The sequence below is a fragment of the Kitasatospora cheerisanensis KCTC 2395 genome (assembly GCF_000696185.1).
Lineage (GTDB): Bacteria > Actinomycetota > Actinomycetes > Streptomycetales > Streptomycetaceae > Kitasatospora > Kitasatospora cheerisanensis.
Genome location: NZ_KK853997.1, coordinates 1,958,940 through 1,983,584 on the forward strand (window position 1 = coordinate 1,958,940; position 24,645 = coordinate 1,983,584).

A 24,645-nucleotide genomic window follows, 5' to 3' on the forward strand; every position below is an offset into this window, starting at 1 on the left:
GCGGGGCGGGGCGGGCTCGGCGGAGCCGCCGTCGATCACGGTGAGCGGGGGGCGGCCGGCGGCGTCCTCCGGCTCGGTGAACACCTCGTCCACCCAGGCGGGTTCGGCCTCGGGGCCGGTCAGCGCGTCGGCGTCCGGCTCCGGGGCGGCGGGCGCGGTGACCGGCCAGGTCAGCGCCAGGACGGCGGCGACCGCGTCCCGGACGCCGACCGTCAGGGCCTCCTCGCCGCCGAAGTACCGGGCCGGGCCCTTCACCGGGATCGCGCACAGGCCCGGCCGGAGCACCTCCACCCGAGGGGTGAACGCCTCGACCGCCGCCACCACCGGCTCGAACCGGCGCGCCTCCGCCTCCTCGTCGCGGTCGCGCAGCCGCAGCTCCGGGCAGAACCGCTGCGCCAGCCGCAGCGGCTGCCCGCGCCGGACGCCCGCGGCGCGCGCCGCCTCCGAGGAGGCCAGCACCCGGCCGCCCTCCACCACCGCCACCGCCCCGGGTCGCCGCCCGCCGGGGCGGTCGCCACCAGCGGCCAGTCCGGGCACCACACCACCAGCACCCGCTGCCCCGCCGGCCCCCACCCCGTGCCCTCCGCCGCCCGCGGGGTACCCCACAGCGGCCCGCCGCTGCTCGCGGACGGCGCCGGCCTACGGATCGGATTGGGGTGCTTCATGCTTGGACGCTCGGGGGAATCGACGGAACAGGGTCGGTGGGGAGCTCGTGCGCTTCCTGACGGTGCGTCGGCTCACTGGGCCGCTTCTCAGACCGCCTCCAGGGCCGGGCGGGCCGGCAGCGGTTCGGCGGGCGCGAAGGCGCGGGCCGCGCCCTGCGCGTCGGGGAGCCAGAGGTGGGCGGTGCGGGGGCGGGTCGCGGTGCCGCGGCCCTCGGCGACGGCCTCGACCTGGCGGCCGGTGAGCTGGCCGTGGCCGTCGCCGAGGCCGAACCAGCGGCCGGTGCGGATGCTGAGCCGCTGGACGGCGCCGGGCCACGGGCCGGCGACCAGCAGGGCGCAGCGGGTGCGGCGCAGGACGGCGGTGAGGCGGGCGGCGAGGGCGGGGGCGACGGGGCCGGTGGGGCGCAGCAGGATCAGGCCGACGGCGCCGGCGAGGGCGGCGACCACGTCGGGCCAGTGCGGGCCGGGGTGGTCGGCGAGCAGCAGGCGGCGCAGGTCGTAGCCGTAGCCGGCGGCGGCGGACAGGCCGAGTTCGGGGAGTCCGACGGCGGCGGCCCAGGCGGTGTCCCCGGCCTGTTCGGTGAACGCGCCGGCGCCGAGGGCGAGCAGCAGTCCGGTGTCGCCGGCGACGGAGACGGCGGTGCCGGGGCGCAGTCCGCCGCCGGGGAGCAGCGGGGCGAGCGCGGGGAGGACGGGCACCAGCTCGGGTTCGCCGGGCGCCGGGGCGCCGGGCGGGGTGGGTGCGGCGGGGGTGGCGCCGGGCCGCAGCGGGACGACCGTTCGATCCCGTTCGAGCGGGTGGCCGGGCTCGGGCGTTCGAACGCGGTCGGCCGTCCGAACGGGGGAAATCGGGGCGAAAGCGCCCGTTCCGGACGGGCCGAGCGAGTGAGGTTCGAACATGTGCACGAGTCCAGCATCGAACACTCGTTCGCAAATATTCAAGTCCGAGAATCTGACTGAGCTGCAGAAACACCCTTTCGGCGACCCTCGGTGACCGCCGGGCGGCCGATCAGCGGACGCCGCCCGGGCGGAACTGGATGCTGATCCGCGGCCCGACCGCCCCGGCGCTCTTCGGGACGGCGTGCTCCCAGGTGCGCTGGCAGGAGCCGCCCATCACCAGCAGGTCGCCGTGGCCCAGCGAGCGGCGGACCGTCGGGCCGCCGCCGGCCAGCGGGCGCAGCAGCAGGGGCCGGGCCTGGCCGACCGAGAGGATCGCGACCATGGTGTCCTCGCGGTCGCCGCGGCCGATCCGGTCGCCGTGCCAGGCGACGCTGTCCCGCCCGTCCCGGTAGAGGCAGAGCCCGGCGGTGGCGAACGGCTCGCCGAGCTCCGCCCGGTAGTGCGCGCCCAGCGCGTCCCGGGCCTCCGCCAGCACCGGGTCGGGCAGCGCCTCGCCCTCCCGGTAGAACGCCAGCAGCCGGGGCACGTCCACCACCCGCTCGTACATCTCGCGCCGCTCGGCCCGCCACGGCACCCCGTCCACCAGCCGTTCGAACAGCGCGTCGGCCCCGCGCAGCCAGCCGGGCAGCACGTCGATCCACGCCCCGTGCCCGAGCACCGTCCGCCCGATCCCGCCCAGCGGGCCGAGCGCGGGCCCGGCCTCGGGGCCGTCGGCGTCGAACAGGGAGCCCTGCAACTGGTAGCTCATGCCGCCAAGCGTACGCCCGATTCGAACATCCGTACGATGAGCGGGGTGGGGCCCGGCAGCGCGGTACGCCGCGCCTCCGCCCCGTTCGGAGCCCCTCGAAGGGTCAGCGCTGTTCGAACTGGAAGCTGCGGATGAAGCAGTCCCGCGGCTGGCCGATCGCGAACAGCACGCAGTCCGTCACGGACTGGGCGGTGAGCGGGTCCTCGGCGGTGCGGGAGGCGGTGTCCCAGGCGGGGGCGAGCGGGTCGGCGTCGTCGAAGTCCGGCGGGTAGAGCGAGATGACCCGGATGCCCTCGGGGCGCAGCCGGGCGGAGAGGACGTCGGCGAAGCCGGCCTGCGCGGCCTTCGCCGCGTAGAAGGCGGGGTGCGAGGCGGAGCGGTGGTTGCGCGGTTCGGCGACCGCGGAGACCAGGTTGACCACGTCCGCGGCGGCCGAGGCCCGCAGCAGGGGCAGCAGGTGACGGGTGATCAGGACGGTGCCGGTGGCCCCGGACGCGATCGTGTCGGCGATCGCCTCGTCGTCGCCGTCCAGCAGGTCCGCGCCGTGCAGGTAGCGGGCCCCGTTGTTGACCAGCACGTCGACCCGGTCGGTGCGGGCCGCGACCCCGGCGGCGAACTCCCGTACCGAGGCGGGGTCGGAGAGGTCGCAGGCCAGTCCCTCGGCCGCCGCCCCGCTGTCCGCGGTGATCTCCTCGGCCGTCCGCCGGGCCGCGTCCGCCCCCGCGCGCCCACCAGCAGCCGCGCCCCAGCCGCCCGGCGCGGAGCGCGAGCGCCCGGCCGGTGCCTCGGCCCGCGCCCGTGACGACCATGGTGCGTCCGGTGAGATCCATGACCTGACCCTTCGTCGGCTTCCCGGTGCTGCTGGGACTATAGGCACGGCGACAGGAGGGCCGGAGTGACGGGGTGGGGTGCGGTGTTCACCGTGCGGTGCGACTGCGGGGCCGAGGCCGAGCAGGACGTCGGGCAGGCCGTCCGGGACGGACGGCTCTGCTGGGACTCGGAGTTCCACTGCCGGGCGTGCGGCGCGGCGGCCTGCCTCGGCTTCGACGCCGGTGACGCGCCGCCCTGGGTGCGCGGCCCGCTGATCGCCGAGCACGGGACGGTGCGGCTGCGGCTCGCCGACCCGGACACGGGACGGATCCCCATCCTGAAGACCCTGCTCGAGACGTGGGACCTGTCGCTCACCCAGGCCATGCTGCTCTCCGAGCAGTTGGCCGGCGACGGCCTGCCCGGGACGCTCCCCGAGGCGGAGTGGCTGCGCGAACAGCTGGCCGCCCGCCGGGTCCGGACCGAGATCGTGCCCGGCGCGGCGACCGACGACGCCGACTTCCCCTGGGCCACCGGCTGCTGACGCCTCGACGGAGCGGCGGGCCGCTCAGTCCTCGGTGTCCGCCGGCTGCTGCCGGGCGCGGCTGAACTGGCCGGTGCCGACCCGGGCGGCGAGGGTGTCCTCCGGGCCGGAGAGGAGGGAGCCGTAGCCGGTGGCGGCCCACAGGCTGCGCTCGGCGGGGACCTCGAAGTACGGGACGGTGCGGCCCTGGTCGCGGACGGCGAGGACCTGCGGGGCGCGGCGGCCGCGCAGGGCCTGCGAGCAGTCCGCGCAGACCGCGACGTCGACGCGTTCGCGGCGGCCGAGCGGCCGCCAGTCGGTGCGGCCGGCGGCGGCGCCGTGGCGGGGGTCGAAGAAGCACAGCGGCAGCCGCGGTTCGGTGGCGAGCGCGGCGCGGCCTTCGGCGGCCAGCGCGAGGACGCCCGCCAGGTCGGGGATGTCGCGGGCGCCGTCCAGGACCCGGCCGGCCGCGTCGTAGGCGTCCAGCGCGCGGGTCAGGCCGGGGGTGGTGGCGCCGTCGGCGCCGTTCACGGCCTCGCCGAGGGCGAGCACCTCGGCGGCGGCCTGCCGGCGCAGTCCGGCCTCGTCGGCGGCCCGGTCGGCGGCGAACACCGCGTCGGGGAAGCTGAACGCGGTGTGCCGGGGCGCGCGGCGGCGGCGCACCACGAGGTACGAGCCGGCCGCGACCAGCACCGCCGGCACCGCGACTCCCGCCACCAGCAGGCCGGTCGGGCCTCCGTCCGAGGAACTCCCGGACCCGGCGCCGTCGGTGTGCGGGCGCGCCGAGCGCTCGCGGTCCATCCGGGCGATCTCGGCCTTGTAGACCTCGGTGCCCTTCCCACTGGCGATCAGGTCGATCGCCCGGCCGACCCGGGCGGCCAGTCCGGCGTCCTTGAGCTCCTTGAGGAAGCCGACGGCGGCGGCCGAGTCGCGGGCCTGGTGGGTGTCGGCCGGCCACTCGGTGCCGGTCAGCCAGCTGCCGTAGTCGTCGTTGGTGAGCAGGATCAGCTGCGGCTGGCCGAGCCGCTCGTTGACCACGGCGGCCAGCGACTTGGACTTGCCGTCGAAGGCGTCGCCCTTGTTCAGCGGCAGCAGCACCACCTTGATCGGCAGGCCGGTCGCGGCGATCCGGTCGGCGAGTTCCTTCTGCTGGGCGGCCGTGACGGCGGCGGCGAACGCCGGGTCGACGTACACCGGGCCGGTGCGCAGCGCGTCCACCACGCTGTTGACGGATCCGGCGGCCGGGGTGCCCTCGGCGCGGGCCGGGGCGCCGGTGCCGAGCAGGGCGGCGCAGGCCAGCAGCGTGGCGAGCAGGCCGCCCGCGAGGGAGCGGCGGTCGGTCGGGCGGCGGTCACTGGACACTGGCGGACTCCCTGGCCCTGAGGATGAGCGGTTCGAGGCCTTCGCGGGCGGCCGGCAGGATCTGCCCGGCCTCGTCCCAGGCGGTGCGGGCGGCGCGGTCGTCGGCCGCGGGCAGGCGCAGCAGGCGCTCCTCGGCGGCCCGGCGGCGGGCAGGCGTGGCGGTGGTGGAGTCGGCTCCGCGGAAGGCGTCCCGGCAGGCGGGGCAGAGCCGGGTGGACCGCGGGCCGATGCCGAGCGCGGCGAACCAGGGCGGCACCCGGCCGCCGGTGGCCGCGCCGTGCAGCGGGTTGAGCCGGCAGACGGTCGGGGTCGCTTCGCCGTGCAGCGCGGCCAGTCCGCCGCGGGCGAGCACCAGGACGGCGGCCAGGTCGCCGGCCTCGTCCGTGTGCTCCGTCCGCCCGTTGCCGGTGAGCAGTTCGGCGGCGTCCAGGCAGTCCCAGGCGCGGGCCCGGCCGGGTGCGTCCTGGTCGGCGGCGGCGAGCCCGGCGGCGAGTTCGCGGACGTCCTCGGCGGCCCAGCCGCGGAGCTGACGGAGCGTCGGCTGCGCGGGGGCGTGCCGGGGTTCGGCGTGCCGTGCCGGGGCGAGGGCGCGGGCCCGGCGGGAGCGGAGCACGGCGCGGACGGTGGCGACGGCGGCCCAGGCGAGCAGCAGCAGCACGCCGAGCAGCATGGCGCCGAGCACCGTCCCGCCGCCGAAGTCGTTGCCGAACAGCGGCGGCAGCTTGTTGTCGCGCAGCGGCGGCAGCGTGAGCCCGGTGGGGACGGGGTCGTCGCCCGGTCGGGGCCGGGCCTCGGCGACGGCGTCCAGCACCCGGTCGAGGCGGGGCTTCGCCTTCAGGTCGTCGCCCGCCCCGTACGGGTAGCGGATGTCGGAGTCCAGCCGGGCGAACCGGCGTCCGGTGTCGCGGTCGGTGCCGAAGCTGCGCAGTTCGATCCGGCCGAGCAGCGGGTCGATCAGGATGTAGACGCCGTTCTGCCCGGTGCGTTCGCGGATCAGCGAGAGCAGCAGGCTGCCGCTGTGGTCGGTCTCGTCGGCGCCGGTGGACGGGGTGACCACCACGTGCACCGGGCCGACGGGGGCCAGTTCGGCGATCCGCTGCCGGAGCGCGGGCAGGTCGGCGGCGTTCAACGCGTCGGGCGCGGACGGGTCCTGGTAGATCGGGCTGTCGGCGAGCCCGGCGGCGACCTCGTCCACCCGGGCGTCCAGGTCGGCCCGGGTGACCGTCAGGTGCGGGCTGTCGACGGTCTGCGGGAACACCTCGGGCGCGGCCAGCACCACGCCGAGGACGGCGGCGACGGCGGCCAGCCCGGTCGCCGCCAGCACGCCCCGGCGCAGCGGCGGCCGACCGCCCGCCGGCCTCTTCGGCTTCTCCGTCCGCTTCGCCTGCTTCGCCTGCTGCGTCGCCTTGGTGAGCCGGACCTTCCCGTTGCCCTGCTCGGCAGGGGTGTACGCGGCGGCGGCGCCGCGGCGACGGGAGAGGCGGAGGCCGAGGGCGATCAGCAGGCCGGGGAGCAGCACCACGGCGATGCCGAGCAGCAGGTTCTGGTTCTGCCGGTCGGTGGAGCTGATGTAGAGGTGGGGCCGGCCGTCCGACTTCCGGTCCTGCGCGGCCAGTTGCTCGGCCCTGGCGGCGGCCTGCTGCTTGCCCAGGGCGACGGTGTCGACGAACACCTCGAACTCGGCGAGCGGCCCGGCGCCGTACGGGGTGCCGTACAGGGCGGCCCGGGCGGCCTCCTGGGCGGGCGCGTCGGTGCCGAACGCGGCGGCGGTGAGGCGGCCGTACGTGCCGATCAGCACGTACAGGCCGTCCTGGCCGAGTCGGTCGTGCACCAGGGCGAGGAGTTGGGCGCCGTCGCGGCTGTCGGGCAGCGCCAGCACGTAGGTGGGGACGCCGGTGCGGCGGGCGAGTTCGGCGATCTGCGGGGCGAGCGAGCGCGGGAGTTCGCGCGGCTGGGCGGCGGAGAGGTACACCGGGTTCTTGCGCAGTTCGTCGGCCAGCCGGTCGGCCCGGGTCCGCTGCTCGGCCGCCGCGGACGGGCCCGCCGTCGCGGTCTGCGGGCCGGCCGTCGCGGACGGGCCTGCGGACGGGGCCGCCGGGTCGGCGGCGGCGACGGGGCCGGCGCCGAGCAGCAGCAGGGCGGTGAGCGCCGCGGCGCCCGCCCGGGTCGCGTACGTCCCCGTCCGCCCCGGTATCGGTGTCTGTGTCCGCATCGGCGCCCTCCCGGTGGTTCCGGCCGGTCACTTTACCTGCGCTTGGTGACGACGACGGCGGACGCCCTGCCGGTTTCCGGCCCGGCGGAGTGGTTGGATCGGGGCGGCGGCGTCGCCACGGGCGCCGCCGGACGGAGGGACGAGGACGATGAGTGGCGCCGAGCGGGCGGACGGCAGGACCGGCGGGCATCACCCGGCGGACAGTCATGATCTGATCCGGGTGCACGGGGCCCGGGTGAACAACCTGAAGGACGTCAGCGTCGAACTGCCCAAGCGCAGGCTGACGGTGTTCACCGGGGTGTCCGGTTCGGGCAAGAGTTCGCTGGTGTTCGGCACCGTCGCGGCGGAGTCGCAGCGGCTGATCAACGAGACGTACAGCGCCTTCGTGCAGGGCTTCATGCCGACGCTGTCCCGCCCCGACGTGGACGTGCTGGACGGCCTGACCACGGCGATCATCGTCGACCAGCAGCGGATGGGCGCCGACCCGCGCTCCACGGTCGGCACCGCGACGGACGCCAACGCGATGCTGCGGATCCTGTTCAGCCGGCTCGGCGACCCGTTCATCGGCCCGCCGCCGGCGTTCTCCTTCAACGTGCCGACGGTGCACGGCGCCGGGGCGATCACCGTGGAGCGCGGCGAGAGCTCGAAGGCCGAGAAGCGGACGTACTCGCGGGCCGGCGGGATGTGCCCGCGCTGCGAGGGGCGCGGCACCGTCTCCGACATCGACCTGGGGCAGCTGTACGACGACGGGAAGTCGCTGAACGAGGGCGCGCTGACCGTCCCCGGGTACAAGCCGGGCGGCTGGAACTACCGGCTGTACACCGAATCGGGGCTGGTGGACCCGGACAGGCCGATCCGCGAGTACACGAAGAAGGAGCTGCACGACTTCCTGTACCTGGAGCCGACCAGGATGAAGATCGCCGGCATCAACATGACCTACGAGGGTCTGGTGCTGCGGATCCAGAAGTCGATGCTGTCCAAGGACCGGGCCGCGCTGCAGCCGCACATCCGGGAGTTCGTGGACCGGGCGGTCGCCTTCACCACCTGCCCCGACTGCGACGGCACCCGGCTGAGCGCCGCCGCCCGCTCCTCGAAGATCCGCGGCCTCTCGATCGCCGACGCGTGCCGCATGCAGATCAGCGATCTCGCCGCGTGGGTGCGGGAGTTGGACGAGCCGTCGGTGGGCCCGCTGCTGGCCTCGCTGCGGCAGGTGCTGGACTCGTTCACCGAGATCGGCCTCGGCTACCTGTCGCTGGACCGCCCGGCCGGCACGCTGTCCGGCGGCGAGGCGCAGCGGGTGAAGATGATCCGGCACCTGGGGTCCTCGCTGACCGACGTCACCTACGTCTTCGACGAGCCGACCACCGGCCTGCACCCGCACGACATCCGGCGGATGAACGACCTGCTGCTGCGGCTGCGCGACAAGGGCAACACGGTGCTGGTGGTGGAGCACAAGCCGGAGACCATCGCGATCGCCGACCACGTGGTGGACCTCGGACCGGGCGCGGGCTCGGCGGGCGGCACGGTCTGCTTCGAGGGCGGCGTGGACGGGCTGCGCACCAGCGGCACCGTCACCGGCCGGCACTTCGACGACCGGGCCGCGGTGAAGCCCGAAGTCCGCACCCCCACCGGCGTGCTGGAGATCCGCGGGGCGGACACGCACAACCTGCGCGAGGTGGACGTGGACGTGCCGCTGGGCGTGCTGACGGTGGTCACGGGGGTGGCCGGCTCCGGGAAGAGTTCGCTGGTGCACGGCTCGCTGGTGAGCGGCGCGGCGCTGAAGGGCGGGGCGCCCGAGGGCGTGGTGGCGATCGACCAGAGCCCGATCCGGGGCTCGCGGCGCTCCAACCCGGCCACCTACTCGGGGCTGCTGGAGCCGATCCGCAAGGCCTTCGCCAGGGCGAACGGGGTGAAGCCGGCCCTGTTCAGCGCCAACTCCGAAGGCGCGTGCCCCACTTGCAACGGCGCCGGGGTGGTGTACACCGACCTGGGCATCATGGCCGGGGTGGCGACGGTCTGCGAGGAGTGCGACGGGAAGCGCTTCCAGGCCGCGGTCCTCGAGTACCGCCTCGGCGGCCGGAACATCGCCGAGGTGCTCGCCATGTCGGTCGACGGGGCGGAGGCCTTCTTCGCCGCCGGCGAGGCCCGCACCCCCGCCGCGCACGCCGTCCTCCAGCGCCTCTCCGACGTCGGCCTCGGCTACCTGACGCTCGGTCAGCCGCTCACCACCCTCTCCGGCGGCGAACGCCAGCGCCTGAAGCTGGCCGCCCGGATGTCCGAGAAGGGCGGCGTCTACGTCCTCGACGAACCCACCGCCGGCCTGCACCTCGCCGACGTCGAACAGCTCCTCGGCCTGCTCGACCGCCTCGTCGACTCCGGCAAGTCCGTCATCGTCGTCGAGCACCACCAGGCCGTCATGGCCCACGCCGACTGGATCATCGACCTCGGCCCCGGCGCCGGCCACGACGGCGGCCGCGTCGTCTTCGAGGGCACCCCCGCCGCCCTCGTCGCCGCCCCCACCACCCTCACCGGCCGGCACCTCGCCGAGTACGTCGCCTCCTGACGGGGCGTCATGCCGGGTAGTGCGCGCGGGTCCAGGCGCAGGCGGTGTCGAGGACGGCGATGAGGGAGCGGCCGGTGTCGGTCAGCGCGTACTCGACGTGCGGCGGGTTGCCGCCGCGGTCGGTGCGGGTGAGCCACCGGTCGCGCTCCATCGCGCGGAGCGTCTCGGCGAGGACCTTCGGGCTGACGCCGAGCAGCCGGGCCTTGAGTTCGGTGAAGCGGTGCGGCCCGCCCTCCAGGCAGCGCAGCACCGCGCCGGACCACTTGTCGCCGACCTGGATCGGCGGGCGGTGCGCGCACTCCCGGAGGTCGAACACGCCGGCGTCGTCGGGGTTGGCCATGGACACGACGATAGCCGCACCCGGGGGCCGGTTCCGTTGCGGTAACCGGGGGTGCCCGTCCTAGCGTCGGCGACGACACGGAGGAACGGGCACCGAGGAGGAGCCATGGGCGGGATCGTGATTTTCGGCGCGGGCGGGCGGGTCGGCCGGGCGGCGGTCGCGGAGGCGGTACGGCGCGGGCACCGGGTGACGGCGGTGGTCCGCGACCCGGCCAAGTACCCGGAACTGGCGGGCCTTCCGGGCGTGACGGTGGCGCGCGGCGACGCCACCGACCCGGCGGCGGTGGCCCGGACGGCGACCGGCCACGACGCGGCGGTCAACGCCTCGGTGCGCCTGGACGTCCCGTCCGAGGAGTACTTCACGGGCGCCGCACGCGCCCTGACGGAGGGTCTGCGCCGGGCCGGGGTGGGCCGGCTGCTGGTGCTGGGCATCGCCACCACGCTGGAGACCGCGCCGGGCGTGCGCCTCATGGACGACCCCGCGTTCCCCGAGCAGTACCGGACGTTCTCGCAGGGCCACGTCGCCGAGTTCGAGCTGCTGACCGCCGAGGCGGGCGGGCTGGACTGGCTGATGGTGGTGCCCCCGATGGACCTGACCCCGGACGCCCCGGCCACCGGCGGGTACGTCAGCGCGGTCGGTGCCGTCACCGGCACCGGCCGGATCTCGCACGCGGACCTGGCGGTGGCCCTGCTCGACGAGATCGACGCGCCGAAGCACCACGCCGTGCAACTGGCGGTCTCGCACTGACGCCCCGTCACCACTTCGGCGCGGCACCGCCCGTGGCCTGCGGGAACGACCTAGGCTGGGCCCGTCGTCAGCTCGGAGGAGGCCGGAGATGACCGGGGCCGCCGTTCCCCCGCCACCGCAGGTGTGGCCCACGCTGCGGGCGCGCGACGCCCGGTCGCTGATCGCGTTCCTGGTCGAGGCGTTCGGCTTCGAGGCCACCGCCGTGTACGCGGACGGCGACCGGGTGATGCACGCCGAACTGGCCTGGCCGCCGGGCGGCGGCGTCATGCTCGGCTCCGCGAAGGACCCGGCGGAGGGCGGGCAGGACCCGTGGCCGCTGCGCCCGGGCGCCTTCGGCGCGTACGTGGTGACCGACGACCCGGACGGGCTGTTCCGGCGGGCGGTCGGCGCGGGCGCCGAGGTGACGGCCGAACCGCACGACACCGACTACGGCTCGCGGGACTTCGCGGTCCGCGACCCGGAGGGCAACCACTGGTCGTTCGGCACCTACCGGGGCGAGCCGCGCCGGCCCTGACGGCCGACTGTCCGACCTCGCTGTCAGGCTGGCGGCATGACGACCGAACCGCAGCACCTCTCCCCCACCTGGGCCGACGACGACGGGCGGGTCACCCCGCCGCTGGTCGGCGACGAGCGGGAACTCCTCACCGCGTACCTGGACTACCACCGGGAGACCTTCGCGCTGAAGTGCGCGGGCGTCCCGGTGGAGCGGCTGTCCGAGACGGCGGTGCCGCCGTCGGGGCTGAGCCTGCACGGGCTGGTGCGGCACCTGGCCGGGGTCGAGCAGTGGTGGCTGGAGACCCAGTTCGCCGGCAACGAGGACAAGCCGCTGCACTACTACTCCGACGACGACCCGGACCAGGACTTCGAGCGGCTGGACGGCGACTTCGCGGAGGCGCTGGCGGTCTGGCGCTCCCAGGTGGAGATCTCCCGCCGGATCGTCGCCGAGGCCCCCTCGCTGGACGCCACCGGCATCCACAAGGGCAGCGGGCAGCCGGTGTCGCTGCGCCGCATCCTGCTGAACATGCTCGCCGAGTACGCCCGCCACAACGGGCACGCCGACCTGCTCAGGGAGCGGATCGACGGGGCGACCGGCTACTGACCGCCCGGGCGCCGGCCGGCCCGGCGTCAACAGGTCGACCACAGATCGACGGGATACCGACACTCTCCGGTAACCGTACGGGCGGGGGTTGTAACCTGGTGGGGTGCTCCTACTCGTCAGTCGTCGCCACGTGGACCTGCTCCGCGTCACGAGCATGTCCTGTCGACGCTCCGGCTGACCGAACCCTTCGCATCCCCCGCCCGTCGCGGTCCATCCCGACCGCGCGGGCACCACCCTCCCCGGCCCCGTCCGGCGCGACCCGCCGTACCCGCCGGGCCTTTCCCCGTGGACGCGCACCCATGACGCAGCAGCACCCCACCGCCCTCCCCGTCATCGACCTCTCGCTCGCCGACGGCACCCCCGCCGAGCGGGCCCGGCTCCACCGGGAGCTGCGCGAGGCCGCCACCGGAGTCGGTTTCCTCCAGCTCGTCGGCCACGGCGTCACCCCCGCCGAGACGGCCGACCTCACCTCCGCGATGCGCGCCTTCTTCGCCCTCCCCGAGGCCGACCGACTGTCCGTCAGCAACCTCAACTCCCCGCACTTCCGCGGCTACACGCGCACCGGCGACGAGCGCACCGGCGGCAGCCGCGACTGGCGCGACCAGCTGGACATCGGGACCGAGCTCCCGCCGCACGTGCCCGCGCCCGGCGAGCCCGCCTACTGGTGGCTGGAGGGCCCGAACCAGTGGCCCGCCGCCCTGCCCGAGCTGCGCACCGCCGCCCTGCACTGGATAGCCCGGCTCGACGGGGTCGCCCACCGGCTGCTGCACGAACTGCTGGCCTCGATCGGCGCCCGCCCGGACTTCTACGACGACGTCTTCGCCCCGCACCCGCACCTGCGCCTCAAGCTGGTCCGCTACCCCGGCACCGCCCCGGACGGCGCGGCCCAGGGCGTCGGCACGCACAAGGACTACGGCTTCATCACCCTGCTCCTCCAGGACACCGTCGGCGGCCTCCAGGTCGAGCGCCCCGACGGCACCTTCCTGGACGTCCCCCCGATGGAGGGCGCCTTCGTGGTCAACCTCGGCGAACTCCTCGAAGTCGCCACCGACGGCTACCTGAAGGCCACCAGCCACCGCGTGGTCTCCCCCGCCGGCGCCCGCGAGCGCTTCTCCGTCCCGTTCTTCTACAACCCCCGCCTCGACGCCCACATCACCCCGCTCGACTTCCCGCACGCCCATCACGCCCCCGGCGCCACCCAGGACCCGGCCAATCCCCTGCACGCCGACTTCGGCTTCAACGAACTCAAGGGCTACACCCGCGCCCACCCCGAGGTCACCCAGCGCCACCACGCGGACCTGCTCCCGCTGGCCTGACCGGGCCGCCGCTCCCCGCCCGCCGCCCGCCGGCGGGCGGGCCCGTGGACCCTCGGGCGCGGCCGGTGTCACACTGCTGGTGTCACAGTGGTGCTGGTGCGGAGGCTGGGGTGCGATGGGTGGCGGGGAGCCGCGGTTCACGGTGGACGAGCTGGCCGCCCGGGCGGGGGTGACGGTCCGGACGCTGCGGTTCTACGGGGCGAAGGGGCTGTTGCCGCCGCCGGAGCTGGGGCCGCGGCGGGTCGGGCGGTACGGGGCCGAGCACCTGGGGCGGCTGGAGCTGATCGAGGAGTTGCAGCGGCAGGGGCTGACGCTGGCCGCGATCGAGCGCTACCTCGCACAACTTCCGTCGGACATCGGCGAGTTGGACCTGGCCATCCACCGGGCGCTGGTCGCCTCGTGGACGCCGGAGTCGGCCGAGGAGGCGTCCCGGGCGCAGCTGGAGCGGCGCACCGGCCGGGAGCTGTCGGACGCGGACGTGGACCGGCTGGCGGCGATGGGCGCGCTGCACCGCACCGCCGATCCGGACGTGTTCAAGGTGGAGCCGGGCCTGCTGCCGCTGGGGGTGCGGGTGCTGGACGTGCCGATCCCCCTGGAGACGCTGGTGGCGGCGCGGGCGGTGGTGCGCCTGCACAGCCAGGCGACGGCGCACGACCTGCACCGGCTGTTCCGGGACACCGTCTGGCGGCCGTACCGGGAGAGCGGCCCGGAGCCCGAGGAGCTGGAGCGGATGCGGGAGTTGACGGACCGGATCCAGCCGATGGTGGTGCAGGCGCTGGTGACGGCGTTCCAGCGTTCGCTGGCCGAGGAGCTGGCCCGCCCGGCGGAGCGGGCGGGCCAGGACGAGGCAGGTCAGTCGCGGTAGCGGCCGCCGCTCTCGGCGAGGGCGACCAGCGAGGCCGGCGGGGTGAAGCGCTCGCCGTACGCGGCGGCGAGTTCGCGGGCCCGGGCGGTGAAGCCGGCCGGGCCGCCGGGGTAGCCGTTGATGTACTGCAGGACGCCGCCGGTCCAGGCGGGGAAGCCGATGCCGAGGATGGAGCCGATGTTGGCGTCGGCGACCGAGGTGAGCACGTTCTCGTCCAGGCAGCGGACCGAGTCGATGGCCTCGGAGAACAGCATCCGCTCCTTCATGTCCTCGAACGGGATCTCCGCGCCCTCCCGCACGAAGTGCTCGCGCAGGCCGGGCCACAGCCGGGTGCGCTTCCCGTCGGCGTACTCGTAGAAGCCGGCGCCGCCGCTGCGGCCGGGGCGCTGGAACTCGTCGAGCATCCGGTCCATGACGATCTCGCCGGGGTGCTCGGTCCAGCTGCCGCCGGCCTCCTCGACGGCGCGGCGGGACTCGTTGCGGATCTTGCGCGGCAGGGTGAGGGTGAGCTCGTCCAGCAGCGACAGCACCTTCGCGGGGTAGCCGGCCTGGGCGGCGGCCTGCTCGACGGAGGACGGGTCGAGGCCCTCGCCGATCATCGCGACGCCCTCGTTGAGGAACTGGCCGATGACGCGGGAGGTGAAGAAGCCGCGGGAGTCGTTGACCACGATCGGGGTCTTGCGGATCTGCCGGACCAGGTCGAAGGCGCGGCCGAGCGCCTCGTCGCCGGTCTCCGGGCCGCGGATGATCTCCACCAGCGGCATCTTGTCGACGGGCGAGAAGAAGTGCAGGCCGATGAAGTCGGCGGGGCGGTCCACGCCCTCGGCGAGCAGGCCGATGGGGAGGGTGGAGGTGTTGGAGCAGAGCAGCGCGTCGGGGGCGACCACGTGCTGGATCTCCTGGAACACCTTGTGCTTGAGCTCGGGGTTCTCGAAGACCGCCTCGATGACGGTGTCGCAGCCCGCCAGGTCGGCCGGGTCGGCGGTGGGGGTGATCCGGGCGAGGAAGGCGTCCCGCTCCTCGGCGGTCTTCCGGCCGCGCGCCACCTGCTTGTCCAGCAGGCCCGCGCTGTACGCCTTTCCGCGCTCGGCGGCCTCCGGCGTGACGTCCTTGAGCAGCACCGTCAGGCCGGCCTGCGCGCACGCGTACGCGATGCCCGCGCCCATCATGCCGGCGCCCAGCACCGCGACCTTCGAGGCCTTCCACGCGGGCACCGAACTCGGGCGGGAGGCACCGGAGTTGACGGCCTGCATGTCGAAGAAGAAGGCCTGGATCATGTTCTTGGAGGTGGCGCCGCAGGCCAGCTCGGTGAAGTACCGGGCCTCGATGGCGAACGCGGTGTCCACGTCGACCTGGGTGCTCTCCACGGCCGCCGCCAGGATGTTGCGCGGCGCCGGGTAGGGCGCGCCGTTCAGCTGCTTGCGCAGGTTGGCGGGGAAGGCCGGCAGGTTGGCGGCGAGCGCGGGGGTGGCGGGGGTGCCGCCGGGGATCTTGTAGCCCTTGGCGTCCCAGGGCTGCGCGCTGACCGGGTGGGCGGCGATGAACGCGCGCGCCTTGTCGAGCATCTCCTCGGGGGTGGCGGCGAGTTCGTGCACCAGGCCGGTCTCCACGGCCTGCGCGGGACGGTACTGCCGGCCCTGCAGCAGGACCTTCAGCAGGGCGTCGGCGATGCCGAGCATCCGCACGGTGCGGACCACGCCGCCGCCGCCGGGCAGCAGGCCGAGGGTGACCTCGGGCAGGCCGATCTTGCTGCCGGGGGCGTCCAGCGCGATCCGGTGGTGGCAGGCGAGGGCGATCTCCAGGCCGCCGCCGAGCGCGGCGCCGTTGATCGCGGCGACCACCGGCTTGCCGAGGGTCTCCAGCTTGCGCAGCGCCCGCTTGATCCGCATCGAGTTGGCGAACACCTGCTCGGCGTCGTCCGGCCCGACCGAGGACAGCAGCTTGAGGTCGCCGCCCGCGAAGAAGGTCTTCTTCGCGGAGGTGATGACGACGCCGGTCAGCTCCGCGGTGCCGGCCAGCCGGTCGACGGTGGCTTCGAGCGCGTCGGTGAACGCGGCGTTCATGGTGTTGGCGGACTGGGCGGGGTCGTCGAGGACGAGGGTGACCACGCCGTCCTGGTCCTGCTCCCAGCGGATGGGGCTCACGTCAGTCATGGTGTCGGATTCCTCGGGTGCGTGGGTTGACGGGTGGTCAGATGCGCTCGATGACGGTGGCGATGCCCATGCCGCCGCCCACGCAGAGGGTGGCCAGGCCGTAGCGCTGGTCGCGGCGCTCCAGTTCGTCGATCAGGGTGCCGATCAGCATCGCGCCGGTCGCGCCGAGCGGGTGGCCGAGCGCGATCGCGCCGCCGTTGACGTTCACCTGGTCGTGGCGGAAGCCGAGTTCGCGCATGAAGCGGAGCGCGACGGCGGCGAACGCCTCGTTGATCTCGACCAGGTCGATGTCGGCGGCGGTCAGGCCGGCCTTGGCGAGCGCCTTGCGGGTGGCGGGGGCCGGGCCGGTGAGCATGATGGTGGGCTCGGAGCCGGAGACCGCGGCGGAGACGATCCGGGCCCGCGGGGTGAGGCCGTAGCGCTCGCCGACCTCCTTCGAGCCGATCGCGACCAGTGCCGCGCCGTCCACGATGCCGGAGGAGTTGCCGGCGTGGTGCACGTGGTCGATGGACTCCACCCAGTGGTACTTCTGCAGCGCGACGGCGTCGAAGCCGCCGAGGTCGCCGATGTCCGCGAAGGACGGCTTGAGGCCCGCCAGCGACTCGACGCTGGTGCCGGGGCGGATGAACTCGTCGCGGCCGAGCACCACCAGGCCGTTGCGGTCGAGCACCGGCACCACCGAGCGGTCGAACAGGCCGTCGGCCTGCGCCTTCGCGGCGCGGGCCTGCGACTCGGCGGCGAACGCGTCCACGTCGGTGCGGGACAGGCCCTCGATGGTGGCGATCAGGTCGGCGCCGATGCCCTGCGGGATGAAGCCGGTCTCGTACGCGGTCATCGGGTCGGCGAACCAGGCGCCGCCGTCGGAGCCCATCCGCACCCGGGACATCGACTCGACGCCGCCGGCCAGGATCAGGTCCTCCCAGCCCGAACGGACCTTCGCCGCGGCCAGGTTGACGGCCTCCAGGCCGGACGCGCAGAAGCGGTTCTCCTGCACGCCGGCGACGGTGTCGGGCAGACCGGCGGCGATCGCCGCGACCCGGGCGATGTCGGAGCCCTGGTCGCCGATCGGGCTGACCACGCCGAGCACGATGTCGTCGATCGCGGCCGGGTCCAGGGTCGGGAACCGGCGGCGCAGTTCGTGGATCAGGCCGACCACCAGGTCGATCGGCTTGGTGCCGTGCAGGGAGCCGGTCTGCTTGCCGCGTCCGCGCGGGGTGCGGATCGCGTCGTAGACGTACGCTTCGGTGGTCACGGTGTGAGTGCCTTTCAGACGTGTCGGTCGGCTCGGACGGATCGGTCAGCCGAGCAGGGAGCGGCCGATGATCTCTTTCATGATCTCGGTGGTGCCGCCGTAGATGGTCTGGACGCGCCCGTCGGTGAACGCCCGGGCGACCGCGCTGTCGCTCATGTAGCCGGAGCCGCCGTGCAGTTGCAGGCAGCGGTCGGCGGCGCGCTTCTGCAGTTCGGTGGCCCACCACTTGGCCATCGAGGCGTCCACCGGCGTCAGGTTGTAGCGGTTGTGCTCCAGCACGCAGCGGTCCACGAAGGTCCGGGTGACGGCGCACTCGGTGGCGAGTTCGGCGATCTCGAAGCGCACGTGCTGGAGCTTGGCCAGCGGGCGGCCGAACGCGGTCCGCTGCTTCACGTACGCGGTGGTCTCCTCCAGCAGGTACTCGGCGCCGGCGATCGCCGCGACCGCGATCGCCAGCCGCTCCTGCGCGAGGTTGCGCATCAGGTACAGGAAGCCCTGGTTCTCCTCGCCGAGCAGGTTCGCCTTCGGCACCCGGACGTCCTGGAAGAACAACTCGGCGGTGTCCTGGGCCTTCTGGCCGATCTTGTCGAGGTTGCGGCCGCGTTCGAAACCGGTCGTGCCGCGCTCCACCACCAGCAGGCTCAGCCCGTGCGCGCCGCCCTCCGCGGTGGTCTTCGCCACCACCACGACCAGGTCGGCCAGGATGCCGTTGGAGATGAAGGTCTTCGCGCCGTTCAGCACGTAGTGGTCGCCCGCGTCCACCGCGGTGGTGCGGATCGCCTGCAGGTCGGAGCCGGTGTCGGGCTCGGTCATCGCGATCGCGCCGATCAGCTCGCCGGAGCAGAACCCGGGCAGCCAGCGCTGCTTCTGCTCCTCGTTCGCCAGCCCCGTCAGGTACGGGCCGATGATGTCGTTGTGCAGGCCGATCGCCAGGCCGCTGGCGCCGACCCGGGTGAACTCCTCGGCCAGCACCGCGGCGAACCGGAAGTCGGTGCTGCCCCCGCCGCCGTACTGCTCGTCCACGGCGATGCCGAGCAGCCCCGCCTTTCCGGCGGCCAGCCAGGCGGAGCGGTCGACGATGCCCTGCTGCTCCCAGCGGGCGTGGTGCGGGATGACCTCCTTGGCGAGGAAGGCCCGGACGGTCTCCCGGAAGTCCTCGTGTTCCTCGGTGTAGAGCTCGCGCTGCACGGGCTGTCCCCTTCAGGAGGCTTGCGGGTCGAGTGTCGGAACGGCCCAGTCGCGGGCCACCTCGGCGGTGTGCTCGCCGGCCGGGCGGGCGCGGTGCGCAGCGCCGCCGGGGTCGCGGAGAACCGCGGCGCGACGCCGGGCTGCAGGGTGCCGTGCTGCTCGGTGTAGCTGCCGCGGGCCGCCAGGTGCGGGTGCGCGGCGGCCTGACGCATCGTCAGGACCGGTGCCACGCAGGCGTCGTGGCCCTCGAAGTGCGCGGTCCACTCGGCCTGGGTGCGGGTGGCGAAGCGCTCGGCGATCCGCTCGCGCAGCTCGGGCCAGCGGGCCAGGTCGTACTGGGCGGGGGCGTCCTCGCCCAGCTCCAGCAGGCGGGTGAACTCGGCGTAGAACTGCGGCTCCAGCGGGCCGACGGCCATCCACTTCCGGTCGGCGGTGGCGAAGGTGCCGTACCAGGGCGCGCCGCCGTCCAGCAGGTTGACGCCCCGTCGGTCCTGCCACAGGCCGGCGCCCAGCAGGCCCCACAGCATGGTCGACAGGTGCGCGGCGCCGTCCACGATGGCGGCGTCGACGACCTGGCCCCGGCCGGTGGCCCGGGCGTGGTGCAGGGCGGCCAGCAGGCCGACCGCCAGGTAGAGCGAGCCGCCGGCGTAGTCGCCGAGCAGGTTGGCGGGGATCCCCGGCGGGCCGTCCGGGTCGCCGGTCAGGCCGAGCACACCGGCGGTCGCCAGATAGGTGATGTCGTGGCCCGCGCGGTCGGCCAGCGGCCCGGACTGGCCCCAGCCGGTCATCCGGCCGTACACCAGCGCGGGGTTGCGGGCCAGGCACTGCTCCGGGCCGACGCCCAGCCGCTCGGCGACGCCCGGCCGGTAGCCCTCGATCAGCAGGTCGGCGCGGGCGGCCAGGTCGAGCACCAGCCCGGGGCCTTCCGGGGCCTTCAGGTCGACGACGACCGAGCGCTTGTTGCGGTTGGTGAGGTCCTGTTCCGGGGCCGGCCCGAGCGCCTGCCCGCCGGGGCGGTCCACCCGCACCACGTCCGCCCCCAGGTCGGCGAGCAGCATCGCGGCGAACGGGCCGGGCCCGATGCCCGCCAGTTCCAGGACTCGCACGCCCGCGAGTGGCCCGGCGGTCCGGTCGGGGGGTGTTGCGGGGGTCATCGGCGACCGCCTCCCAGGTTTGACAGTGAAGCTGTCACAGTGGCGATGATAGGGATGCGACTCGCCGGTAACAAGAGCCCGCCGCCCGGTCCGCGGCCCCGGTGCCCGATCATGGAACCGCGCCCGACCGACCGGAGGAGCCTCGCCGTGCCCGACCGCGACACCACCGTCCTCGCCGACCCCGTCGCCGCCTCCCTGAGCGGCCCGCACGCCCACCTCGCCCGCCGGCACGGCCGCGCCGCGAGCTACCTGGCGGAGGTCGCGAGCTTCTCCACCGTCACCGCCCACCCCGAACCCGGCGCCTGGGACGACCTGGTCGAACTCCTCGGCGTCGACGCCTTCGCCGACCTGTTCAGCTGCCCCGCCCTGCCGCCCGCCCACTGGGTGCCCGAATTCACCCTGGACGGCCACCAGTTCGTCCACACCGGCCGCACCCCCGCGCTCCCCCGCACCGCCGCCGAGGTCGTCGAACTCGGACCCGCGGACGTCCCCGAGATGCTCGACCTGGTCGAACGCACCCGCCCCGGGCCGTTCCGCCCCCGCACCCGCGAACTCGGCACCTACCTCGGCATCCGCGAGAACGGCGCGCTCGTCGCCATGGCCGGCGAACGCCTCCGGCCGCCCGGCTGGACCGAGATCAGCGCCGTCTGCACCGCCCCCGAGGCCCGCGGCCGCGGCCACGCCGCCACCCTGGTCACCACCCTCGTCCACCACATCACCGCCCGCCACGACCACCCTTCCTCCACACCGCCGCCGCCAACGCCCCGGCCATCGCCCTCTACGAACGCCTCGGCTTCACCCACCACGCCGACGTCACCTTCCGCGGCTACCGCACGCCCTGAACGCCGAGACCGCCGCGGAAGTGGCGCACGTCACACCCCGGTCGGCGGGATTCTCTGCCGGTCCGGGCCGCTCCGGAGCCCGGAGGACAGGACCTTCTTGTCGGACACGCGGACGTGAGGAATGAATCGTGAGTGCAGAGGGAGCGGTGCGGCGGTGTCCCGGGCTGCTGATCGGGCCGGCCGCGGTGCGGGCGTGGGACTCCCGGGCGCCTCGCTGCGGGAGCCGCAGCCCGGTCCGGCCGAGGCAGTTGGGCGTCCTGAACGTCATCGGCGCAGCCGAGCCCCTGGTGGTGAGCGATCTGGCTGCCCTCGCGAAGGTGTCCCTCAGGGGACTCCTGTTCCGCGCGAAGCACGACGTCCGGCTCGCCGCGGCGTACAGCATCATCGGGCAGATCTTCCTGGCCGTCGCCCAGTCCTTCGACCGGATCGACCGGCGCCCCGCGGTCGACCGCCGGGCTCTCGCGGCCGTGCTCGCCGCACGCAACGCGGCGATCGAGGGCGACGCCGCGGGTGTGGACGCGTTCAGCCGCGACTGGCTCGGCCTGTCCGATCCCGCGCGCTGGCGCGAGGCGGTGGAGAACGCGCTGCTCGGCGACTGGGTCCTCCAGCTCGGCCGGGCCGCCTGGACGACGCCGGCCTGTTGCAGCTGTTGCACCGTCACACCGCCGCCGAGCACCGACATCTCCGGCCGCTCTGGGAACGGCGGTGCCGGGGCGCCGGTCCGTGCTGCTGAGCCGGCCCGTCGGCCGGGACCTGCTCGTCGGGGACCTGCTGGCCGAGCGGCGCGGCCCGGAGGACGAGGTCCTCGCCCGCGAGTTGACGGACTCCCGACTGGCCGCGGTGCTCCGCGGGCTGACCCGGGACGAGGCCGAGCTCGCCCTGGCCTGGGCGGCCGACCCGACGGCGAGCTGGTCCCGGGCCGCCGCCCTGCTCGGGCATCCGGACCCGGCCGCCTTCGGCGAGCGGGTCCGCCGCAAGGCGAAGCGGCTCGGCGCCCGCCACACCGCCCGGGCCGCGGCGGCCCGGGCGTCCAGCTAGGGCCGGCTCAGTCCTGCCCCCGCCAGTGGCGGAGTTCGAGGGCGGCGGCCACTTCGAGCGGGTTCTCGGTGAGGGGGCGGGGCAGCACGGCGTCGGCCTGGGCGAGGCGGCGCAGCAGGGTGTTGCGGTGGGTGAAGAGGCGGGCCGCGGCGCGGGTGGCGTTGCACTGTTCGGCGAGGTAGGCGCGGACGGCCTCGGCGGGCGGGCCGTCGAGCGGGCCGAGGACGCGGCGGACGAAGCGGTCGGCGCCTTCGAGGTCCTGGGTGAGCAGGGCGACGAGTTCGACCTCGTCGTGGGAGGCGAGGCGCTGGACGGAGGCGAGGCGGGCGAGCATCCGCTGGGTGGTGAGGGCGTCGAGGTGGCTGCGGCGGAAGCCGTTGACGCCGGCGGCGGTGGGGCCGAGGGCGATGCGGACCGCGGGCAGGCGGTCGAGTCCGGCGCGCAGCGCGGCGGGGTCGGGGCGGGCGGCGGTCCAGAGCCATCGGGTCGCCGCGCTGGCGGTGACGTCGAGGATCGGCGGCCGGCCCGCGGCGGACGCCAGCAGGTCGGCGGCGCGGTCGAGTTGGGCGAAGTCGGAGTCGAGGTCGTCGACCCACAGGACGGCCGCGGTGTGGCTCCCGGCGAGGGGGTAGCCGAGCCGGGCCTCGGCCCGGGCCCGGGCGATCGGGGCGCCGTCGAGCAGCAGGGCGACGGCCTGCATCCGGTCGGCGTGGTTGGAGCCGGTGAGCGCGGCGCGTTCGGCCCGGAGGTCGGCGGACATCGCGGCGACGCAGCCGTCCACGAACGCGGAGATGGAGCGCAGCGAGACGTCGAGCAGGTCGCGGAGCTCCTCGGGGTCGGTGGTGAGGGAGCAGGCGATCCTGGTCCAGAGCCGGCCGGCCACGCTCTCGCCGGCCCGGTAGGAGTCGAGGGCGGGTTCGTCCAGGCCGCGGCGGACGATGTCGCGGGCCATCAGCCGCTGTTCGTCGCCTTCGGGGGCGGGGACGGGCACGCCGGGGGCGGTGGCGTTGGCGGCGGCCCAGCGCAGCAGGTTGGCGCGGTTGACGCGGCGCAGGCCGGCCGAGAGGACGGGGTCGTCGGCGATCGGCCGCCGGGTCTCGCCGGCGAGGGTGGCGGCGTCGAGTTCGGCGAGCCACTCGGGCTGCGGGTTGAGGGCGATCTCGGCGCCGCGGCGGATCAGTTCGAGGATCCTGGGCGGTGGCGGCGGCATGCCCGTCACCGTACTGGTGCGGGGTGCACCGTGGAAGGGCCAGGACAGTGCACTCTGCCCCTGGTCAACTGCCGTACGCTTTGCCGACGATGTGGGGGTCTCGTCCGCCCCCCGCCAGGGAGTCGCCATGTCCACCGCTGCCGCACTGCGCAAAGACCGGTCCGGGTCGCCCGTCGAGCACCTGGACGTGCTGATCGTCGGGGCCGGGATCTCCGGGATCGGCGCGGGCCGCTACCTGTCGGCCGAGCTGCCGGGCCGGAGTTTCGCGATCCTGGAGGCCCGGGGCGATCTCGGCGGCACCTGGGACCTGTTCCGCTATCCGGGCATCCGCTCGGACTCGGACCTGCACACCTTCGGCTACGCGTTCAAGCCGTGGCGGGAGAAGGAGTCGATCGCGGACGCCCCGCAGATCCTGTCGTACCTGCGGGAGACCGTCCGGGAGAACGGCCTCCAGGACCGGATCCGCTACCACCACCGGGTGCTGGACGCGTCCTGGTCGACGGCCGAGGCCCGCTGGACGGTCCGGGTCGAACGCGCCGACACCGGCGAGCAGGTGACGCTGACCTGCGACTGGCTGTTCTGCGCGATGGGCTACTACCGGTACGACCGGGGCTTCACCCCGGAGTTCGAGGGGCTGGAGCGCTACACCGGCACGGTCGTCCACCCGCAGCACTGGCCGGAGGACCTGGACCACGCGGGCAAGCGCGTCCTGGTGATCGGCAGCGGCGCGACCGCGGTCACCCTGGTGCCCGCACTGGCGGGCACGGCCCGGCAGGTGACGATGCTTCAGCGGACACCGACGTACATCATGCCGGTGCCGCGCCGCGACCCGGTCGCCAACCTGCTGCGCCGGCTGTTCGGCGACGAGCGCGGCTACGCGCTGGCCCGGCGAAAGAACATCGCCCAGCAGTACGCGGTGTGGTCGTTCTGCCAGCGGCACCCGAAGGCGGCCCGGCGGATCATCCGCTGGGTGAACGCCCGTCAGCTGCCCAAGGGCTACCCGGTGGACGAGCACTTCTGCCCGCCGTACGACCCGTGGGACCAGCGGCTGTGCGCCGTCCCCGACGGCGACCTGTTCAAGGCGATCCGCGGCGGCCGGGCGGCCGTGGTGACCGACCGGATCCGCACCTTCACCGAGCGCGGGGTGCTGCTGGAGTCCGGGCGGGAGCTGGAGGCGGACGTGGTGGTCACCGCGACCGGGCTGAACGTGCAGGCGTTCGGCGGAATCCCGATGAGCGTGGACGGCGAGCCGGTGCGGCTGTCCGACACCGTCGCGTTCAAGGGCATGATGCTCTCCGGCGTGCCCAACTTCGCGTACGCGATCGGCTACACCAACTCCTCGTGGACGCTGAAGGTCGGCCTGCTGTGCGAGCACTTCTGCCGCCTGCTGGCCCACATGGAGCGGCACGGGCACCGGGTCTGCCGCCCGGAGGTCGCCGACCCGGCGATGCCCACCCGGCCGTTCCTGGACTTCGCGGCCGGCTACATCCGGCGCGCCGTCGACGGGCTGCCCCGGCAGGGCGACCGGGCTCCGTGGCTGACCTCGACCAGCTACCGCGACGACAGCCGGATGCTCGGCGCCGGCCGGGTCACCGACCCGGAGCTGCACTTCTCCTGACCGCCCCGCCCCGGCCGGGGCCCCGGCCGCCGCCCCTTGCCCC

20 protein-coding genes and 3 pseudogenes are annotated in these 24,645 nt (G+C 74.8%); 11 read left to right on the forward strand and 12 right to left on the reverse strand.

What is annotated here, in order from left to right; translation table 11 throughout:
* Positions 1–180: 180 nt before the first annotated feature.
* From KCH_RS47125 to KCH_RS08890, 4 genes and pseudogenes are all read right to left on the reverse strand, one after another.
* Positions 181–606 (reverse strand): annotated as a pseudogene (locus tag KCH_RS47125) (Y-family DNA polymerase); the annotation flags it as partial.
* 146 nt (positions 607–752) lie between these two features.
* Entirely contained in the window at positions 753–1,565 is an 813-nt protein-coding gene (locus KCH_RS08880) for a hypothetical protein (RefSeq protein WP_157031956.1), read from the reverse strand.
* Positions 1,566–1,674: 109 nt separating this feature from the next.
* Positions 1,675–2,313 (reverse strand): alpha-ketoglutarate-dependent dioxygenase AlkB, encoded by a 639-nt coding sequence (locus tag KCH_RS08885; RefSeq protein ID WP_035861047.1) that lies wholly within the window; start codon positions 2,311–2,313, stop codon positions 1,675–1,677.
* 103 nt (positions 2,314–2,416) lie between these two features.
* A complete protein-coding gene (locus KCH_RS08890) occupies positions 2,417–3,190 on the reverse strand; it encodes an SDR family oxidoreductase (RefSeq protein WP_341865363.1) in 774 nt (257 codons plus the stop codon).
* Positions 3,191–3,208: 18 nt separating this feature from the next.
* Between KCH_RS08890 and KCH_RS37100 the strand changes: the two genes are divergently transcribed.
* Positions 3,209–3,664 carry a hypothetical protein gene (locus KCH_RS37100; protein ID WP_157031957.1) on the forward strand — a complete coding sequence of 152 codons (456 nt, stop codon included), beginning with the start codon at positions 3,209–3,211 and terminating at the stop codon, positions 3,662–3,664.
* Between the two features lie 24 nt (positions 3,665–3,688).
* On the opposite strand, the gene KCH_RS08900 is transcribed toward KCH_RS37100, so the two are convergent.
* Together KCH_RS08900 and KCH_RS08905 are read right to left on the reverse strand one after the other, a co-directional pair.
* Positions 3,689–5,005 (reverse strand): hypothetical protein, encoded by a 1,317-nt coding sequence (locus tag KCH_RS08900; RefSeq protein ID WP_051652904.1) that lies wholly within the window; start codon positions 5,003–5,005, stop codon positions 3,689–3,691.
* Complete coding sequence (locus KCH_RS08905; protein WP_035861050.1) at positions 4,995–7,217, reverse strand: hypothetical protein; 2,223 nt, start codon at positions 7,215–7,217, stop codon at positions 4,995–4,997. Before KCH_RS08905 ends, KCH_RS08900 begins: the two co-directional genes overlap by 11 nt.
* Positions 7,218–7,365: 148 nt before the next feature.
* Here KCH_RS08905 and KCH_RS08910 point away from each other — a divergent pair, with 148 nt between their 5' ends.
* Entirely contained in the window at positions 7,366–9,780 is a 2,415-nt protein-coding gene (locus KCH_RS08910) for an ATP-binding cassette domain-containing protein (protein ID WP_035861053.1), read from the forward strand.
* 7 nt (positions 9,781–9,787) lie between these two features.
* On the opposite strand, the gene KCH_RS08915 is transcribed toward KCH_RS08910, so the two are convergent.
* A complete protein-coding gene (locus tag KCH_RS08915) occupies positions 9,788–10,120 on the reverse strand; it encodes a winged helix-turn-helix transcriptional regulator (RefSeq protein ID WP_051652905.1) in 333 nt (110 codons plus the stop codon).
* Between the two features lie 105 nt (positions 10,121–10,225).
* Here KCH_RS08915 and KCH_RS08920 point away from each other — a divergent pair, with 105 nt between their 5' ends.
* From KCH_RS08920 to KCH_RS08940, 6 genes are all read left to right on the forward strand, one after another.
* The gene (locus KCH_RS08920) at positions 10,226–10,867 is read left to right on the forward strand and encodes an NAD(P)-dependent oxidoreductase (protein ID WP_208865936.1); all 642 of its coding nucleotides are present in this window, start codon (positions 10,226–10,228) and stop codon (positions 10,865–10,867) included.
* Positions 10,868–10,955: 88 nt separating this feature from the next.
* On the forward strand, positions 10,956–11,381 hold the full coding sequence (locus tag KCH_RS08925; RefSeq protein ID WP_035861056.1) for a VOC family protein: 426 nt from the start codon (positions 10,956–10,958) through the stop codon (positions 11,379–11,381).
* 36 nt (positions 11,382–11,417) lie between these two features.
* Positions 11,418–11,966 (forward strand): DinB family protein, encoded by a 549-nt coding sequence (locus tag KCH_RS08930; protein WP_035861058.1) that lies wholly within the window; start codon positions 11,418–11,420, stop codon positions 11,964–11,966.
* Between the two features lie 103 nt (positions 11,967–12,069).
* On the forward strand, positions 12,070–12,144 hold the full coding sequence (locus tag KCH_RS47130; protein ID WP_354644872.1) for a putative leader peptide: 75 nt from the start codon (positions 12,070–12,072) through the stop codon (positions 12,142–12,144).
* Between the two features lie 121 nt (positions 12,145–12,265).
* Entirely contained in the window at positions 12,266–13,282 is a 1,017-nt protein-coding gene (locus tag KCH_RS08935) for an isopenicillin N synthase family dioxygenase (protein ID WP_035861062.1), read from the forward strand.
* A gap of 115 nt (positions 13,283–13,397) precedes the next feature.
* Positions 13,398–14,147 (forward strand): MerR family transcriptional regulator, encoded by a 750-nt coding sequence (locus tag KCH_RS08940; protein ID WP_035861065.1) that lies wholly within the window; start codon positions 13,398–13,400, stop codon positions 14,145–14,147.
* Here the strand turns inward: KCH_RS08940 and KCH_RS08945 are convergent.
* From KCH_RS08945 to KCH_RS08960, 4 genes and pseudogenes are all read right to left on the reverse strand, one after another.
* Positions 14,135–16,300 carry a 3-hydroxyacyl-CoA dehydrogenase NAD-binding domain-containing protein gene (locus tag KCH_RS08945; RefSeq protein ID WP_035861068.1) on the reverse strand — a complete coding sequence of 722 codons (2,166 nt, stop codon included), beginning with the start codon at positions 16,298–16,300 and terminating at the stop codon, positions 14,135–14,137. The genes KCH_RS08940 and KCH_RS08945 overlap by 13 nt on opposite strands.
* Positions 16,301–16,337: 37 nt before the next feature.
* The gene (locus KCH_RS08950) at positions 16,338–17,552 is read right to left on the reverse strand and encodes an acetyl-CoA C-acetyltransferase (protein ID WP_035861071.1); all 1,215 of its coding nucleotides are present in this window, start codon (positions 17,550–17,552) and stop codon (positions 16,338–16,340) included.
* 45 nt (positions 17,553–17,597) lie between these two features.
* On the reverse strand, positions 17,598–18,740 hold the full coding sequence (locus KCH_RS08955; protein ID WP_035861074.1) for an acyl-CoA dehydrogenase family protein: 1,143 nt from the start codon (positions 18,738–18,740) through the stop codon (positions 17,598–17,600).
* Positions 18,741–18,752: 12 nt separating this feature from the next.
* Positions 18,753–19,894 (reverse strand): annotated as a pseudogene (locus tag KCH_RS08960) (CaiB/BaiF CoA transferase family protein).
* A 111-nt stretch (positions 19,895–20,005) separates the two neighbouring features.
* Here KCH_RS08960 and KCH_RS08965 point away from each other — a divergent pair.
* A pseudogene (locus KCH_RS08965) lies at positions 20,006–20,736 on the forward strand (GNAT family N-acetyltransferase).
* A gap of 723 nt (positions 20,737–21,459) precedes the next feature.
* Positions 21,460–21,774 (forward strand): hypothetical protein, encoded by a 315-nt coding sequence (locus tag KCH_RS08970; protein WP_157031958.1) that lies wholly within the window; start codon positions 21,460–21,462, stop codon positions 21,772–21,774.
* 7 nt (positions 21,775–21,781) lie between these two features.
* Here KCH_RS08970 and KCH_RS08975 read toward each other — a convergent pair whose 3' ends face one another.
* Positions 21,782–22,984 (reverse strand): PucR family transcriptional regulator, encoded by a 1,203-nt coding sequence (locus tag KCH_RS08975; protein WP_035861080.1) that lies wholly within the window; start codon positions 22,982–22,984, stop codon positions 21,782–21,784.
* A 127-nt stretch (positions 22,985–23,111) separates the two neighbouring features.
* Here KCH_RS08975 and KCH_RS08980 point away from each other — a divergent pair, with 127 nt between their 5' ends.
* Positions 23,112–24,602 carry a flavin-containing monooxygenase gene (locus tag KCH_RS08980; RefSeq protein ID WP_035861082.1) on the forward strand — a complete coding sequence of 497 codons (1,491 nt, stop codon included), beginning with the start codon at positions 23,112–23,114 and terminating at the stop codon, positions 24,600–24,602.
* Positions 24,603–24,645: the final 43 nt, after the last annotated feature.